This is a genomic window from Cupriavidus sp. 05N40 (genome assembly GCF_056397305.1).
Genome location: NZ_JBFTND010000062.1, coordinates 26,812 through 40,674, shown reverse-complemented (window position 1 = coordinate 40,674; position 13,863 = coordinate 26,812). Strand labels below are relative to the sequence as shown.

General features: G+C 66.7%; 12 protein-coding genes and 1 tRNA gene. 8 read left to right on the top strand and 5 right to left on the bottom strand.

Features of this window, described 5'->3' with window-relative positions:
* Window positions 1-619: 619 nt before the first annotated feature.
* The 4 genes from AC1DO7_RS16535 (at window position 620) to AC1DO7_RS16520 (ending at window position 4,450) form a co-directional block, all read left to right on the top strand.
* Entirely contained in the window at window positions 620-1,114 is a 495-nt protein-coding gene (locus AC1DO7_RS16535) for a hypothetical protein (RefSeq protein ID WP_441613108.1), read from the top strand.
* A 63-nt stretch (window positions 1,115-1,177) separates the two neighbouring features.
* Window positions 1,178-1,900: a PspA/IM30 family protein gene (locus AC1DO7_RS16530; RefSeq protein WP_441613109.1), complete on the top strand. Its 723-nt coding sequence runs from the start codon at window positions 1,178-1,180 to the stop codon at window positions 1,898-1,900.
* Between the two features lie 63 nt (window positions 1,901-1,963).
* Window positions 1,964-2,623 carry a YqiJ family protein gene (locus AC1DO7_RS16525; RefSeq protein WP_441613110.1) on the top strand — a complete coding sequence of 220 codons (660 nt, stop codon included), beginning with the start codon at window positions 1,964-1,966 and terminating at the stop codon, window positions 2,621-2,623.
* A gap of 69 nt (window positions 2,624-2,692) precedes the next feature.
* On the top strand, window positions 2,693-4,450 hold the full coding sequence (locus tag AC1DO7_RS16520; protein WP_441613111.1) for a flotillin family protein: 1,758 nt from the start codon (window positions 2,693-2,695) through the stop codon (window positions 4,448-4,450).
* A gap of 114 nt (window positions 4,451-4,564) precedes the next feature.
* Here AC1DO7_RS16520 and AC1DO7_RS16515 read toward each other — a convergent pair whose 3' ends face one another.
* Window positions 4,565-5,563: a Bug family tripartite tricarboxylate transporter substrate binding protein gene (locus AC1DO7_RS16515; protein WP_441613112.1), complete on the bottom strand. Its 999-nt coding sequence runs from the start codon at window positions 5,561-5,563 to the stop codon at window positions 4,565-4,567.
* A gap of 206 nt (window positions 5,564-5,769) precedes the next feature.
* Entirely contained in the window at window positions 5,770-7,398 is a 1,629-nt protein-coding gene (locus tag AC1DO7_RS16510) for an acyl CoA:acetate/3-ketoacid CoA transferase (protein WP_441613113.1), read from the bottom strand.
* Window positions 7,399-7,559: 161 nt separating this feature from the next.
* On the opposite strand from AC1DO7_RS16510, the gene AC1DO7_RS16505 reads away from it, so the two are divergent.
* Window positions 7,560-8,366 (top strand): IclR family transcriptional regulator domain-containing protein, encoded by an 807-nt coding sequence (locus AC1DO7_RS16505; protein WP_441613114.1) that lies wholly within the window; start codon window positions 7,560-7,562, stop codon window positions 8,364-8,366.
* Window positions 8,367-8,517: 151 nt separating this feature from the next.
* Here AC1DO7_RS16505 and AC1DO7_RS16500 read toward each other — a convergent pair whose 3' ends face one another.
* On the bottom strand, window positions 8,518-9,384 hold the full coding sequence (locus AC1DO7_RS16500; protein ID WP_441613115.1) for an NmrA family NAD(P)-binding protein: 867 nt from the start codon (window positions 9,382-9,384) through the stop codon (window positions 8,518-8,520).
* A 109-nt stretch (window positions 9,385-9,493) separates the two neighbouring features.
* Between AC1DO7_RS16500 and AC1DO7_RS16495 the strand changes: the two genes are divergently transcribed.
* Both AC1DO7_RS16495 and AC1DO7_RS16490 read left to right on the top strand, forming a co-directional pair.
* A complete protein-coding gene (locus tag AC1DO7_RS16495; RefSeq protein WP_441613116.1) occupies window positions 9,494-10,402 on the top strand; it encodes a LysR family transcriptional regulator in 909 nt (302 codons plus the stop codon).
* 76 nt (window positions 10,403-10,478) lie between these two features.
* Window positions 10,479-10,946, top strand: a complete 468-nt coding sequence (locus AC1DO7_RS16490; RefSeq protein WP_441613117.1) for a hypothetical protein — start codon at window positions 10,479-10,481, stop codon at window positions 10,944-10,946.
* On the opposite strand, the gene AC1DO7_RS16485 is transcribed toward AC1DO7_RS16490, so the two are convergent.
* Window positions 10,943-11,107 (bottom strand): hypothetical protein, encoded by a 165-nt coding sequence (locus AC1DO7_RS16485; RefSeq protein WP_441613118.1) that lies wholly within the window; start codon window positions 11,105-11,107, stop codon window positions 10,943-10,945. The two genes, AC1DO7_RS16490 and AC1DO7_RS16485, sit on opposite strands and share 4 nt — an antisense overlap.
* Before the next feature lie 597 nt (window positions 11,108-11,704).
* Between AC1DO7_RS16485 and AC1DO7_RS16480 the strand changes: the two genes are divergently transcribed.
* The gene (locus AC1DO7_RS16480) at window positions 11,705-13,702 is read left to right on the top strand and encodes an acyltransferase family protein (RefSeq protein ID WP_441613120.1); all 1,998 of its coding nucleotides are present in this window, start codon (window positions 11,705-11,707) and stop codon (window positions 13,700-13,702) included.
* Between the two features lie 69 nt (window positions 13,703-13,771).
* Here AC1DO7_RS16480 and AC1DO7_RS16475 read toward each other — a convergent pair.
* Window positions 13,772-13,850, bottom strand: a tRNA-Ile gene (locus AC1DO7_RS16475).
* Window positions 13,851-13,863 lie beyond the last annotated feature (13 nt).

Genomic DNA, 13,863 nt, shown 5'->3' with positions numbered 1-13,863 from the left:
GGCTTGGTATAGCCTTGCTCGGTCAGCGCGCGCAGGATGCGCGCGTCGAGTCCAAAGCTGTCGAAGGTGATCTCGGGGGTGGTCTGGCCGGTGGTCGCGGCGGTCTCGGTGGTCGTAGTCGTCATGGTTTCCGTGTCTTGCAGGAGGCGAACCCGGCGCCAGCGGACACGCGTCTTGAACCGAGCGGGGAAGATCTGCGCGTGGATTTCGGGGCGCGGCCGGGCAGCGTGACTGCCGCCGCTTGCCGTGCACTGCCAGTGCCTTTCGCGGGGAATTCCGCCGCGAGATCAATAGCTCATGTAAATCAAAGACTTAGATTGTAGCATCAGAGCCGCTCCGATGGGTAGTACGGGTGTGGCGCCCAAGGCAGTTTAAGCGCGACTGATTTCAGGCTGATGTCAGGCGGGCCTGGCCGTGCGGGTGCACACGGCAGTACCGCAAACGCCCCACGCGCGCCGCGCCAGGCCGGCTCCCCGCCCTTCGCTCCGTTTCTTCGCCCCGTTTCCTCGCCTCGTCCGCCATTGTTTGCCATTGTTTGCCATTTTTAAATTTCAAACGTATACAAATGCTTACGCGTGTCCTATGCTGGGTTCAGCGCATCACTTCCAGGCCGCCCCCAATGCAAACCGTCTCCGTCCGCATTCCCGAAGAAGACCTCGCCTGGCTGGGAAACCTCCGGTTGCCCGGCACCAGCAGCCCCAGCGACAAGATCCGCGCGCTGCTGGCCGATGCGCGCCGGCGTGCCGAGGGATCGTCGGACTACATCGGCTGCCTGTCGCTGCTGCGCGACCAGGTGCGCCCGCTGCTCGACGCTGCGCAAGCCCTGGAACTGGATCACCAACTGCATTCGGAAATCGTCCCGACGCTGGCCATGCAACTGCCCGAACTGATGGCCAGCCTGATCGCCGGCGTGCCGGCCGGCGACCAGGCGCCCGCGCAGGCGCGCGAACTGGAAGCCCGCCTGACCGCGCGCGCCATGCGCATGCTGCTCGGCATGCTGCGCCTGGCCGTGACCCAGCGCACGCCGGCCTACGATCCGGCCGTACTGGACGCCTATATCCCGGAAGTGTTAGAACTGGCAACATTGATCAGGAGCGCGCGCCCGGCCGGCTAGAACCAGTCCGCCTCGACGCTCGCCGCGGCGAGGCGCCCAATCGATGCACCGAGGAACCACACCATGACGACAGAAGGCCTGGGTAACCGAGTGAAGCGACTGCTGACCGCCAATGTCCACGCGCTGGTCAGCTCGCTGGAAAGCCGCACGCCGCAAGCCGTGCTCGAGCAATACCTGCGCGAGTTCGACGAAGTCATCGCCCAGGCCCGCATCGGCCTCGGCCAGCACGAAGCGGCCAAGCACCAGGCCGCCAAGGCCATCGCGCGCGTCAACAACGAGATCGAGAAGCTCGACGAGCAGGTCAGCGTCGCGCTCGACCGCGGCGACGAAGCGGCCGCACGCGCAGGCACCTCGCGCCAGATCGACCTCGAAGACCAGCTCGGCACGCTCAACGCCGGCCTGCAGGAAGCCGTGGAAAAATCGGCAGCGACGGAATCCGACCTGCTCGGCCTGCGCGCCAAGCGCGCCGAGATGGAGCAGGCCCTGGCCGCGATGGTGGCCGCACGCGTCGCGGCCGGCGTCACGGCTGGCGGCGCGGCCGCCAACGCCGGCAGCAGCGCCGCCGGCAACGCGGCCGTCCGCGCCGGGCAGCTCGAACAAGGCTTCAACCGCACCATGACCAGCGCCACCGGCATCGCCGGGCTGGGCACCGGCGGCTCGGACGCAGACCCCTCGCTGCTCAAGCGGCTCGAGACCTTGCACAAGGAACAGCGCATCAGCGAAAGACTGGAGCGCCTCAAGGCGGCGACGGCCGGGCAGGCGGGGCGCGGCGGCAACCCCGCCTGAGCCGCGCGGCAGCCGCCGCCGCGCCCGCCGCCCCTGACCGATTCATCACAACAAGAAGCCAAAATGAATCAGCTGTTATTGCCGGGCAATGCCCCGTTCGTAGTAGCGATTGGCCTGATGGTGGTGATTGGCTTGCTGGAGGCCCTGGCCGTATTGCTGGGCCTGGGCCTGTCCGAGCACGCCGATAATTTCCTCGTCACCCATTTCGCGCTCGACCACGCCGATGCCACCGGCTCGGATGCAGGGGTCATCGGCCAGTTCCTCGGCTGGCTGCATGTGGGGCGGGTGCCGCTGCTGATGCTGGTCGTGCTGTTCCTGACGGGGTTCGCCATCGCCGGCCTGATCCTGCAGTGGATGCTGGCGGCCCTGGCCGGCCACATGCTGCCGGTACCGGTGGCGGTGGCGCTGGCCACGCTCGGCGCGCTGCCCTTCGTCAGGAAAGCCGGCAGCGTGGTGGCGCGCTATTTCCCGCAGGACGAATCCTCCGCGGTGTCCGAACTGGATTTCGTCGGCCGCATCGCGCAGATCACGGCCGGCGAGGCCTCCGCCGGCACGCCCGCCGAGGCGCGCCTGGTCGACGAATACGGACAACCCCACTACATCCGCGTGGAGCCGGACGAGCCCGCGCAGCGCCTGCCACGCGGCGAGAGCGTGCTGGTGGTGGCGCGCGTCTCGGCCACCTTGTACCGTGTCATCGCCAACCCGCGGCCGGACCTGCTCTAGCGCCGCGCAGCCCTCGCCTTCTCGCTGTCCCACGGTCTTTCCATGAACTAAGGGAGTGTCAAAACCAAAATGGATTCCATCATCTTCTGGGGTGTCATCGGGCTGGCCGGGGTGATCGGCCTGTGCATCGTCGGCCTGATCTTCTCGCGCCTGTACACGCGCGCTTCCGCGGAACGCGCCTTCGTGCGCACCGGCCTCGGCGGGCAGAAGGTCATCATGAGCGGCGGCGCCATCGTGCTGCCGGTGTTCCATGAAATCATCCCGATCAACATGAACACGCTCAAGCTCGAGGTCAGCCGCGCCTCGCGCGACAGCCTGATCACCAAGGACCGCATGCGGGTCGACGTGGTGGTGGCCTTCTTCGTGCGCGTCAAGCCCACCGTGGAAGGCGTCTCCACCGCCGCGCAGACCTTGGGCCAGCGCACGCTCGCGCCGGAGAGCCTGCGCGCGCTCGTGGACGACAAGTTCGTCGACGCGCTGCGCTCCACCGCCGCCCAGATGAGCATGCAGGACCTGCAGGATGCACGCGAGCAGTTCGTGCAGGGCGTGCAGAATACGGTGGCCGAAGACCTCACCAAGAACGGCCTGGAACTGGAGAGCGTGTCGCTCACCAACTTCAACCAGACCTCGAAGGAATTCTTCGATCCCAACAACGCCTTCGATGCCGAGGGCCTGACCAAGCTGACGCAGGAAACCGAGCGCCGCCGCAAGGAGCGCAACGAGGTGGAGCAGGACACCGAAGTCGCCGTGCGCGAGAAGAACCGCGACGCGCTGGCCAAGAAGCTGGCGATCGAGCAGCAGGAATCGTTCATGAAGCTCGAGCAGGAGCAGCAGGTCAAGACCCGCACCGCCGAGCAGAATGCGCGCATCGCATCGTATGAGGCCGAGCGGCGACAGGAAGCCGAGCAAAGCCGCATCACGGCCGAGCGCCAGGTCCAGGAATCCGAGATCCAGCGCGAGCAAGCCGTGCGCACGCGCAAGGTGGAAGCCGAGCGCGACGTGCGGGTCAAGGAGATCGAGCAGCAGCGCGTCACCCAGATGGCCGCCATCGAGCAGGCCAAGGTCACGGAAATCGCCGCGCAGGAAAAGGCCATCGTGATCGCCGCCAAGTCCGAAGCGCAATCGCAGGCGCAGTCGCGCGCCAACGAGGCGCTGGCCGAGGCGGTCAAGGCCGAGCAGATGGTGGAGACCACGCGCCGCACCGCCGAAGCCGACCGGGCCAAGCAGGTCGCGCTGATCGAAGCGGCACAGGAAGCCGAGACCCAGGCCGTGCACGTGACCACGCAGGCGCGCGCCGAGCGCGAAGCCGCGCAGATGCAGGCCACCGCCATCGTCGAACTCGCCGAGGCCGCGCGCAAGAAGGGGCTGGCCGAAGCCGAGGCGCAGCATGCGCTCAACGACGCCATCAACGCGCTGTCTTCGGACCAGACCAGCCTCAAGTTCAAGCTCGCGCTGCTGCAGGCACTGCCTGCCGTGATCGAGCAGAGCGTGGAGCCGATGAAGGCCATCGACGGCATCAAGATCATCCAGGTCGACGGCCTCAATCGGGGCGGCGTCGCAGTGCCGGGAGATGCCGGCAACGGCGGGGGCAATGCCGGCAACGGCGGCAGCAACCTTGCGGAGCAGGCGATGTCCGCGGCCCTCTCCTACCGCGCCCACGCGCCGCTGATCGATTCGCTGCTGAAGGAAGTCGGCTTGTCCGGCGGCACGCTGCAGGGCCTGGTGCCCGGCCTCGCCGCCGGCTCGCCGGATGGCGGGAACGCCCAGGTCTTCCCGCTCCCGCATGCCGCCGCGCATGCCAACGGCACGCCGCGCGCCGATTCCTGAGCGCGACCGCCTGGCAAGCGCCCACAGGCGAGAGAGGCCGCCGGACAAGACAGCCGGCGGCCTCCTTCACTCCCGGCCGGCAACCTTCCCGCCGGCCAGTCCAGGCATCGGCCCTCAGTCGCCCTTGATGCCGTTGTCCTGGATCACCTTGCCCCACTTCTTGTAGTCGTTGCGCATGCGCGTGGCCAGTTGCTCGGGCGGCATGTAGGCCGCGACCGTGCCCGCGCCCAGCATCTTCTCCTGCACCACCGGATCGGCCAGCGCCGCCTTGAGTTCGGCCGACAGCTTCGCGACCACGTCCTTGGGCGTGCCGGCGGGCGCCAGCAGGCCACCCCAGGCGGTGGCTTCGAAGCCGGGGAAGCCCTGCTCCGCCACCGTCTTCACATCGGGCGTGAAACTCACGCGCTTGGCCGAGCCGACTGCGATCGGGCGCAGCTTGCCGGCCTTGATATGCGGCAGCGCCGCGATCATGTCGGAGAACATCATCGGCACCTGGCCGGCCAGCAGGTCGGAGATCGCCGGCGCGCTGCCCTTGTACGGCACGTGCTGCACGTCGAAATGCCCGAGGCTCTTGAGCAGCTCGGTCGAGAGGTGGCCAAAGCTGCCGTTGCCCGCGCTGGTGTAGTTCATCGCACCGGGCCTGGCCTTGGCGCGCGCGATGTATTGCTGCAGGTCCGTCACGTCGGGCAAGGCTTGCGGGTTGACCACCATGACGATAGGCAGGTCATAGGCAGCGCCGATCGGCGTGAAGTCCTTGAAGATGTCGTAGCCCTTGCGCGCGATCAGGTGCGGCGCCAGCAGTGTCGGCGTGGCCAGCACCATCAGCGTGTAGCCGTCGGGCGCGCTCTTGGCTACCCCTTCCGCGCCGATCGTGCCGGATGCGCCCGGGCGGTTGTCCACCAGCACCGTCTGCTTGAGCGATTCGCCGATCTTCTGGCCGATGATGCGCGCGGCGGTGTCGGTGGGCCCGCCCGGCGGGAATGGCACCACCAGCCGGATCGGCTTGGACGGGTAGGCCTGGGCGAATGCCTGCGATGCGCACAGCGGCAAGGCGGCTGCCAGGATGATCGCGCCCGCGCGGCGCGTGAAAGTACGGCGGCTTGTCTTCTGCATGATGAGTATGAAACGTGATCCGGCAATGACGCGGCCGGCTCCACAGCCCGCGCACGCGTCGGCCACCCGGCAAACCAAGGGGAACGACAGGACAAGGCTTCGATGGTCTCCTCCGCGGCCGGTCATGGCCGGTCGCCATTCTTGATGGCCGGCGGGCGCATGCCTGCCCGTTTCCCCGGGGTGTGGCCGCCGGGAGCCTCAGGGAATCAGAGCGCCAGCGGACCGGCGCGGAACAGCCGTGCATCCATCACGCGCAGGTCGCTGGCCACCGCGATCTCGGTGGCGCACTGGTCGAGCACGTCGCGCTGCAGATCGATGCCGGGCGCAATCTCGATCAGCGTCAGGCACTCCGCGCCGATCGCGTCGGGCCGCATCTCGAACACCGCGCGCTCGGTGATGTAGAGCACGGGCACGCCCATCGACGCCACATAGGGCCCGTTGAAGCTCAGGTGGGAGACGTGGGGCACGATCTTCTTGACGCGCCCTTCGCGCACGATGCGCAGCGCCCCATTCTCGACGCTCACCTCGAGCCCGCCCGCCGTGAGCGTGCCGACGAAGACCACGGCCTTGGCGCTCTGCGTGATATTGATGAAGCCGCCGACGCCGGCGATCAGCGCTTCGGCACCTTCGCCGAACTTGCTCACGTTGACGTTGCCGTGCCCGTCCAGCTCGGCCAGGCCGAGGATGGCCAGATCGATGCCGCCGCCCTCGTAGAAATCGAATTGCGCGGGCTGGTCGATCACGGCCTCCGGATACGCCGATGCGCCGAAGCTCAGCCCGTCCGCCGGCGTGCCGCCGATCGGACCGGCTTCCACGGTGAGCGTGAAGCCATCGAGGCCGGCCCCGGATGCCAGCATGCCGACAGCCGCCGGCATGCCCACGCCGAGATTGACCACGCGCGGCTGGCGACGCGCCAGCTCCAGCGCAGCGCGCCGCTGCACGATGGTGCGCGCGTCGAGCGCGACATCGGCTTGCGCGGCATGCTCGCCGGCCGCTTCGGCTTCCTCGCCCCGCCACGGCGTCACGTAGGCGGGGTTGAACGCCTCCGCGAAGGTCATCTGGTGATGCGCGGGGTCCTGGCTGACGACGACGTAGTCCACCAGGATGCCGGGCACGTGGATGGCCTGCAGGTTGTCGTGATGGTCCACCAGCGACTCCACCTGCGCGATCACGATGCCGCCGGAGTTGTGGGCGGCCTGCGCCAGCGACAGCAGTTCGTGGTGAAAGGCCTCGCGATGCGTGCTCAGGTTGCCGCGGCTGTCCGCGGCCGTGCAGCGGATCAGGGCGCAGTCGATGCGAAAGCTCGGGTAGAAGAGATATTCGTCGCCGCGGAATTCGATCGCTTCGACCCAGTTCGCGCGGTTCTCCGCGATGGCCTGCTGCCCGCCGCGGTTGATGGCGCCGCCATGGTAGCGACTGTCCTGCGCCGTGCGCGGATCGACGAAGGTATGCAGGCCGATCTTGCTCATCACGCCGGGCTTGCCGCCCGCGATGGCGCGGTACAGGTGCGTCAGCACGCCCTGCGGCAGGTTGTAGCCCTCGCACTGCTCGGCCATGGCGAGCGCGGCCAGCCGCGTGGCGGAACGCCAGTGCCCGCCGACGATGCGGCCCGTCATGCCGGCATTGCCGAAGTGGTTGACGCCGCGCGCGCCGCGGTCGCCCTGCCCGGCCGAGTACACCAGCGTCAGGTCGCGCGGCAGCCCGCACTCCAGGAAACGCTGCTCGAGCGCGCTGGTCACAGCCTCCGCATGGCCCGCGCCCACGAAACCGGCGCTGGCCACGGTCCACTGCGATTGCACGAGCGCAGCAGCCTGCTGCGCGCTGATGACCTTCATGGCTGTCTCCGTCTGTTCTTCCAGTCCGTTCTGTGCCGGACCGCATTCCGCGAACAAATGTTCGCAAAACGCATATCATACGGAGGCATGTCCGTATCGCGCAAGTGCGCTCAGGGCAATAAAATCCCCCGTTTCGATCGTTCCCCATCCACAAGCAGCCCATGAACCGTGCAAGAGCGGCAGACGAGGTCCCCGCGGCCGACCCGCAAGAAAAGAGCGAGTTGCTCGATTCCCTGACCAAGGGCCTGGCGCTGCTGCGCCTGTTCGCCTCCGGCGCGGGCAGCCTCACCATGCAAGAGGTGGCCGAACAGCTCGATGTTACCCGTGCCGCCGCACGCCGCCTGTTGCTGACGCTGCAGCACAACGGATACCTGGCGCAGGACGGGCGTGAGTTCTCCATCACGCCGCGCGTGATGGACCTGGGCTACGCCTATTTCGCCTCGATGGACCTGCCGCGCCTGGCCGGACCCTATCTGAAGGCGCTCGCCGAGCAGGCCGGTGAAACCTGTTCGCTCGGCGTGCTCGATGGCGAATCGGTGGCGCTGGTGGCGCGCGAGGAGCCGCAGCAGATACTGCGCGTGGACATGGGAGTCGGGCGCCGCATGCCCGCCTATGCGCACTCGCTCGGGCGCGTGCTGCTAGGCGGCCTGGACGACGAGGCGCTCGATGCGTACCTCGCCACCGCCCAGCTGCGCAAGCTCACCCCGTTTACCGTCAGCTCGCGCACCGCGCTGGCGCGCACCCTCAGGCAGGTGCGCAGCCATGGCTACTGCACGCTGATCAGCGAGCTCGTGGATGGCTACGCCGGCATCTCCGTGCCGCTGCGCGCGGCCTCCGGCAAGGTGGTGGCGGGCGTGGGCTTCAGCATGGTGCTGGGCAGCCGCGACGAGGCCCATCTCGTGCGGCACTACCTGCCGGCGCTGCAGCGCGCGGCGCAGGAAATCGAAGCGGTGCTGCGCAGGAGCTGACCCGGCGAACCACGGCTGTCGTCGCGCACGATCCGGGCAGCAGCACCGCGCTGTCACCCGGCAAGCCCGCACACCGCATCGGGCGGGATCACCGCCCGCCCACATGGCGGCCGGGCACTACCGCCGCCGGACATGCGCCCTCGATGCGCCTTCACTGCTGGCGCTCCACCATTGCCGCCAGCACTGTCTGCAGCGGCACGGTGCCCTTGCGCGTGTCTGCCTGCGCCGCCTCGAAGTCGATCCAGCCGGCGTTGAAGCCATCGAGCATCTGCGCGCGCGGCACCGGGTTGTTCATGCCCTGCGCGCGGAACAGCGCTTCCCACGAGGCACGCGGAACAACCTGCGCCTTGACCTCACGGCCCAGGAGTGTCGAGAGCGCGGCGGCAATCTCCAGCGGAGCGATGCGGCGCGGCCCTTCCAGCTCCACGACCCGGCGCCCTTCCCAGGATTGCTGCAGCAACTCCGCCGCGACGCGGCCCACATCGGCCGTCGCCACCATCGGCACCGGCTTGTCCAGCGGCTGCAGGTAGCTGGCGAGCACACCGTGAGCAAGCGCCGGCTCGATGTCCCACAGTGTGTTTTCCATGAACCAGCCTGCGCGCACGAAGGCAACCGGCACCGGCAGCGTGCCCAGCTCGCGCTCCATGTGGGACAGCTGCTGCAACAGGTTCGGCTGGGTTGCCTGCGCGCCGATGGTCGACAGGCAGACCACGCGCCGCGGCCGGGCGGCCAGCAGCGCCTGGCGCAATGCCGTCACGATCGCACGCGACTCGGACAGGTCGGCGCAGGGATCGAAGTTCGGCGGCAGCAGCACGAACACCGCCTCGGTGCCCGTGAAGGCACGCTGCAGAGCCTGCGCATCACTCATCTCGGCGAGCGCGACCTCGCAGCCCTGCGCGGCCCATTCGGCACCCTTGTGCGCCGAGCGCACCACCGCGCGCACATCCCTGCCAGCGGACAACAGCGCACGCGCCACCACACCACCCACCTTCCCGGTAATCCCAGTCACAGCAAACATCGTCATCTCCAGTCGGTCGCGGCACGCGCCGCGGTGACCGAATTGTGGTTTCCGCCGGGGAATTTAGCGATAACATGCCTGTCACTTGATTGATGACTGCGAGGCATCGATGAGCTTCGACGAGCGGATCCTGGACGGCATCGGCGTGCTGCTGGCGGTGGTCGACAACGGCGGCTTCGCGCGCGCCTCCGAGGCGCTGGACATGACGCAATCCGGCGTCAGCCGCGCCATCGCGCGGCTCGAAGCCCGGCTCGGCATCCGCCTGTTCGACCGCACCACGCGCACCGTCGCGCTCACCGACGATGGCCGCCGCTTCTACGAAGACATGCTGCCGCTGCTCGCGCAACTCGAGGAAACCACCGCCTCCGCGGGCAAAGGCGTGAGCGTGGTGCGCGGCCGCTTGCGCGTCAACATGGACCCGCTCTTCTCGCGTCTCGTGATCGCCCCGCGCCTCGGCGCATTCGTCGAAGACCACCCCGACCTCACGCTCGACCTGGTCACGCGCGACAACCTCGGCGACATGATCGGCGACGGTTTCGACCTGGCCTTCCGCTTCGGCTTTCCGCGCGCCTCCACGCTGGTCGCGCGCAAGCTGCTCGACATCCCGGTGCTGACCGTGGCTGCGCCCTCGTACCTCAAGCGGCATGGCGCGCCGCAGACGCCGTCTGACCTCGAGAGCGGCGCCCACGCCTGCATCCACTTCCGGGATCCGGAGACAGGCCGGCCCTTCCAGTGGGAATTCCATCGCGGCGATGAACGCATCCTCATCCAGGCCAGGGGGCGGCTGACGGTCAACGATGTCGGCACCATGCACAGCGTCTGCATGGCCGGCCACGGCATCGCGCAGGTGCTCCAGCTCGGCGCCGAGAGCCTGCTGGCTGACGGCCGGCTCGTGCCGGTGCTCACCGACTGGCCCGACGAGCGCTTTCCGCTGTACGCGCTCTATCCCTCGCGGCATCACCTGCCCGCCAAGGTACGGGCCTTCATCGATTTCGTCGCGGCGCTGTGCGTGCGCTAGCCGGCTGCAGGCGCGGCGGGCGGCATAATCGACACAACCGGCGTTAAGTCCCACGCCGCTCAAGAAGGAAGAAGACGTGCCATTCATCATTGCCGGCCTCGCGCTGATCGGGGCCCTCATCTACGGCGCGGTCCGGCTCTACGCAGCCGTGGCCGCCATGTACGGCTCGCTGGCCGGCACGGCGGCGGTTGCCACCGGCGTGGCGCTGCTGGCCGCGCTGGCCGCCAGCCTGCTGCGCCGCTACCGCGCCATCCACGGAAAGAAGATCAACGGCGAACGCGTCGTGTCCCTGGCCGGCCCGTGGGGCAGCATCCGCATCGACGCCGAGAACAAGCGCGGCTATCTCGACCTGGGCGGGCGGCAAGCGAAATTCCTGTTCGCCGATATCGCCGGCGCCAAGGCGGCGGACATCGGCGGCAGGTGGACGGTCGGCCTGGCGCTGGAGCACCACGCGCAAGCCAGCTGGGAGTTACCGATGGCGAGCCGCAAGGAAGCGCTGCGGTGGGAGAAGATCATCGGGCTGGCGGCGGCCCAGCAGCTTTAGGCGTCGAAGGCGGATGGCGGAAGGCGCGAGCGCACTGCGCATGCCCGCCGCCGTTCACCCTGCTTGCCCAGGCCTGGCTTCTCCATCGCGGCCTTTTCCTGCCGCATCGCTTGCGCCGCGTACTTCGCGTACGTCGCGCCATCCGTGTAGCGGATCTCCATGTGGGAGCGCGCCAGCGATTCCGCTTAGTCCGGCACCTCCATCGCCGTTCCGGCGTAGCCCAGAAAGCCCCGTGTTTCACGCGGAATAGACGGGTATTTCGGCGCGTTCGTGCGTTGACCCACGCAAATTGCCTACCTTATGATCGGCCCGCATGGCTGTCGAATGGCGCCATGCATCCCGGTCTCAACAAGTAGCAGCAGTGGCCAAGGTCCAATTCACGGCAAAGCAAGCAGACGAGCACGACCTTCCCGAAGGCGAGCCCGCAGCCAGCGATGCCAACTCTCGTATTCGCTTGCGCAAGCTTCCCCGGCAACGTTCCTGCCTGAGCGTTCGCGCGATCGGTGACGCCGATCGATGTCCCCTGCAAGGGATGACTGCCCAGGCACGCGAAACGCACCCCATCGGATATTCCGCACAAGCCCGCGCCGCACGCACGGCCCGCTGCCTTCGGGCAGCGCAGCGGCGCTGGGCGAGATATCACTGCTACGCGTGCGCCGCGCTCATCGATATCTGGCTTCCTCGCATTCCGGGAAATACAAACGGTATTTCACGGAATGTCCCGGGACATTCCCGGCCAAGATAAGAATTCACTGACAATGCCTCCCCCATACAGATCCGAAATAGACGGACTAAGAGCGCTCGCCGTCTTAAGTGTCATCCTCTTCCATGCCGGCATCGAGCGAGCTTCCGGAGGATTTGTCGGCGTCGACGTCTTCTTTGTCATATCGGGATACCTCATCACCTCCCTGGTACTCAAGGAAGCAGGGGAAGGAACATTTTCCTTACGCGCGTTCTATGAGCGCCGCATTCGCCGGCTGCTGCCGCCGCTTATCCCGGTATTCTTTCTCACATGGGGATGCGCATTCTTCCTGCTGAATGCCACCCAGTTCAAGAGTTTCAGCAAGAGCGCATATGCCGCGCTCGGCTTTGCCTCCAACTGGTATTTCCTGTCTACGGTCGGATATTTCGAAGGCCCCGGGGAATTCACGCCGTTGCTGCATACATGGTCCCTGGCCATCGAGGAACAGTTCTATTTCCTCTTCCCCTGCATCTTGTTGCTGCTGCTCAAGATGAAGGGCAAGTGGCTGGCCTTCGGCGTGGCGCTGGCGGGCTTGCTCTCCTTCGCTTATGCCTGCACCCTCATCGGAGACGGGCTGGTCGACACGGCCTTCTACAGCTCCCTGTCGCGCTTCTGGGAATTGCTGACAGGTGCCCTGCTCGCAACCGTTGTCGTCTCCGGGCCGCGCCGCGCCATCGTGGCCGACACGATGGAGTTGGCGGGCGTGGCGATGATCATCGCACCCGTCTTGATGTACACGGACAGCACGCCATTCCCGGGCGCGTTCGCCCTGCCGCCGACCATCGGCGCCGCCTTGATCATCGCGGCGTTCGGGCGTGGCCGCCTCGTGGCACCGATGCTGAAATCACGGCCCATGGCCGGGATCGGCCTGATTTCGTATGGCCTGTACCTGTGGCACTGGCCGATTCTCGTCTTCGCACGCACGGCAAAGCCGTCGGACGACAACAAGTTCATCTTCGCCAGCCTGTTGGCAACGCTGCTGTGTGCCGTCATTTCCTACCACTACGTCGAGAAACCCATACGGACGAAAGCCGCTGCTCCCGCGACGAAGGATGTCTACGCGCTTTTCCTGGCTTTCACCACGTCGATGCTGGTGGTGGTGGCGATTGGCGCGAGTCCGTTCGTCAAGGATTATCGCTACAGCGCATTTGCCCAGATCCGCAAGGCCCTGTATTCCGGCGGCAAGGCGCAGGTCATCGCCCATATCGAGGATGAGGAAGCCTACTACCTCGACACGTTGAATCTCAACTACGACGGCGAATCGGGAGACTATGATCCCGCTCAGGACAGCCGCTGGACATGCAGCTATGACTACGACAACAGCCCGGAACGGATCCTTCGCTGCCTGACCTCGCAGGCAAAAAGGCATAACGTCCTTGTCATGGGCGACAGCGTTGGCCGCGATACCTTGCACGCCTTGCAGCGAGGATTCCCGGCGCTGAATTTCATCATGCTGCATCAATCCTCGTGCCCGCCCGGGGACCGTCCCAAGCGGGTCGGCGGCGTCATGTGCTTCCCCGACTCCGCCGACCTTCTCGCCCAGCTGAAGAAGCGCATCCACATCGATGCGATCGTGATCAATTTCAGCTACGTCCCCGAGAACTGGGAAAACGTCGAGCCGGGCCTGGTCGCGGCGAAGACGGTGACGGACGACGTGGTCATGCTCGGCGTGTCGCCCATGTTCTACCTGCCGATCTCCCGGTACATCAAGTCGTTGCCGAAGAACGTCCCCATACCGCAGACGATCCCGGAGGCCGACACCAGCCTGACGCGCTGGAACTATCACGATATCGCGCATGAGGCGCAGTCGATGGCAGCCCGGCATGGCATCGCCTTCGTCGGTGTCACGGATATGTTCTGCCCATCGCAGCAATGCAGGCTCTGGATAAACGGTCGGCACGACAAGCCTCTTTTTATCGATCAGGAACACCTGACCAACGAAGGCATCGACGTATTTGCGCGCTTCCTGGAATCGCAACCGGTGCTGGCCAGGGCGCTCGAGCGGGCAAGCTAGGCGAGCGCTGATCTTCGCGCAATGGAAAAAAGAAAAGGCCCCACAGCAAGCTGTGGGGCCTTTCAACATTGGTGGGCCTCCCGTGAGTCGAACACGGCACCAACGGATTATGAGTCCGCTGCTCTAACCAGGCATGAGCTAGAGGCCCTGGAAAGTCAGAC

Bases quoted from the DNA above. Each gene is read 5' to 3' on its own strand.
- AC1DO7_RS16535 (WP_441613108.1), top strand. From the start codon at position 620: ATGCAAACCGTCTCCGTCCGCATTCCCGAAGAAGACCTCGCCTGGCTG.
- AC1DO7_RS16530 (WP_441613109.1), top strand. From the start codon at position 1,178: ATGACGACAGAAGGCCTGGGTAACCGAGTGAAGCGACTGCTGACCGCC.
- AC1DO7_RS16525 (WP_441613110.1), top strand. From the start codon at position 1,964: ATGAATCAGCTGTTATTGCCGGGCAATGCCCCGTTCGTAGTAGCGATT.
- AC1DO7_RS16520 (WP_441613111.1), top strand. From the start codon at position 2,693: ATGGATTCCATCATCTTCTGGGGTGTCATCGGGCTGGCCGGGGTGATC.
- AC1DO7_RS16515 (WP_441613112.1), bottom strand. From the start codon at position 5,563: ATGCAGAAGACAAGCCGCCGTACTTTCACGCGCCGCGCGGGCGCGATC.
- AC1DO7_RS16510 (WP_441613113.1), bottom strand. From the start codon at position 7,398: ATGAAGGTCATCAGCGCGCAGCAGGCTGCTGCGCTCGTGCAATCGCAG.
- AC1DO7_RS16505 (WP_441613114.1), top strand. From the start codon at position 7,560: ATGAACCGTGCAAGAGCGGCAGACGAGGTCCCCGCGGCCGACCCGCAA.
- AC1DO7_RS16500 (WP_441613115.1), bottom strand. From the start codon at position 9,384: ATGTTTGCTGTGACTGGGATTACCGGGAAGGTGGGTGGTGTGGTGGCG.
- AC1DO7_RS16495 (WP_441613116.1), top strand. From the start codon at position 9,494: ATGAGCTTCGACGAGCGGATCCTGGACGGCATCGGCGTGCTGCTGGCG.
- AC1DO7_RS16485 (WP_441613118.1), bottom strand. From the start codon at position 11,107: ATGGAGATCCGCTACACGGATGGCGCGACGTACGCGAAGTACGCGGCG.
- AC1DO7_RS16480 (WP_441613120.1), top strand. From the start codon at position 11,705: ATGCCTCCCCCATACAGATCCGAAATAGACGGACTAAGAGCGCTCGCC.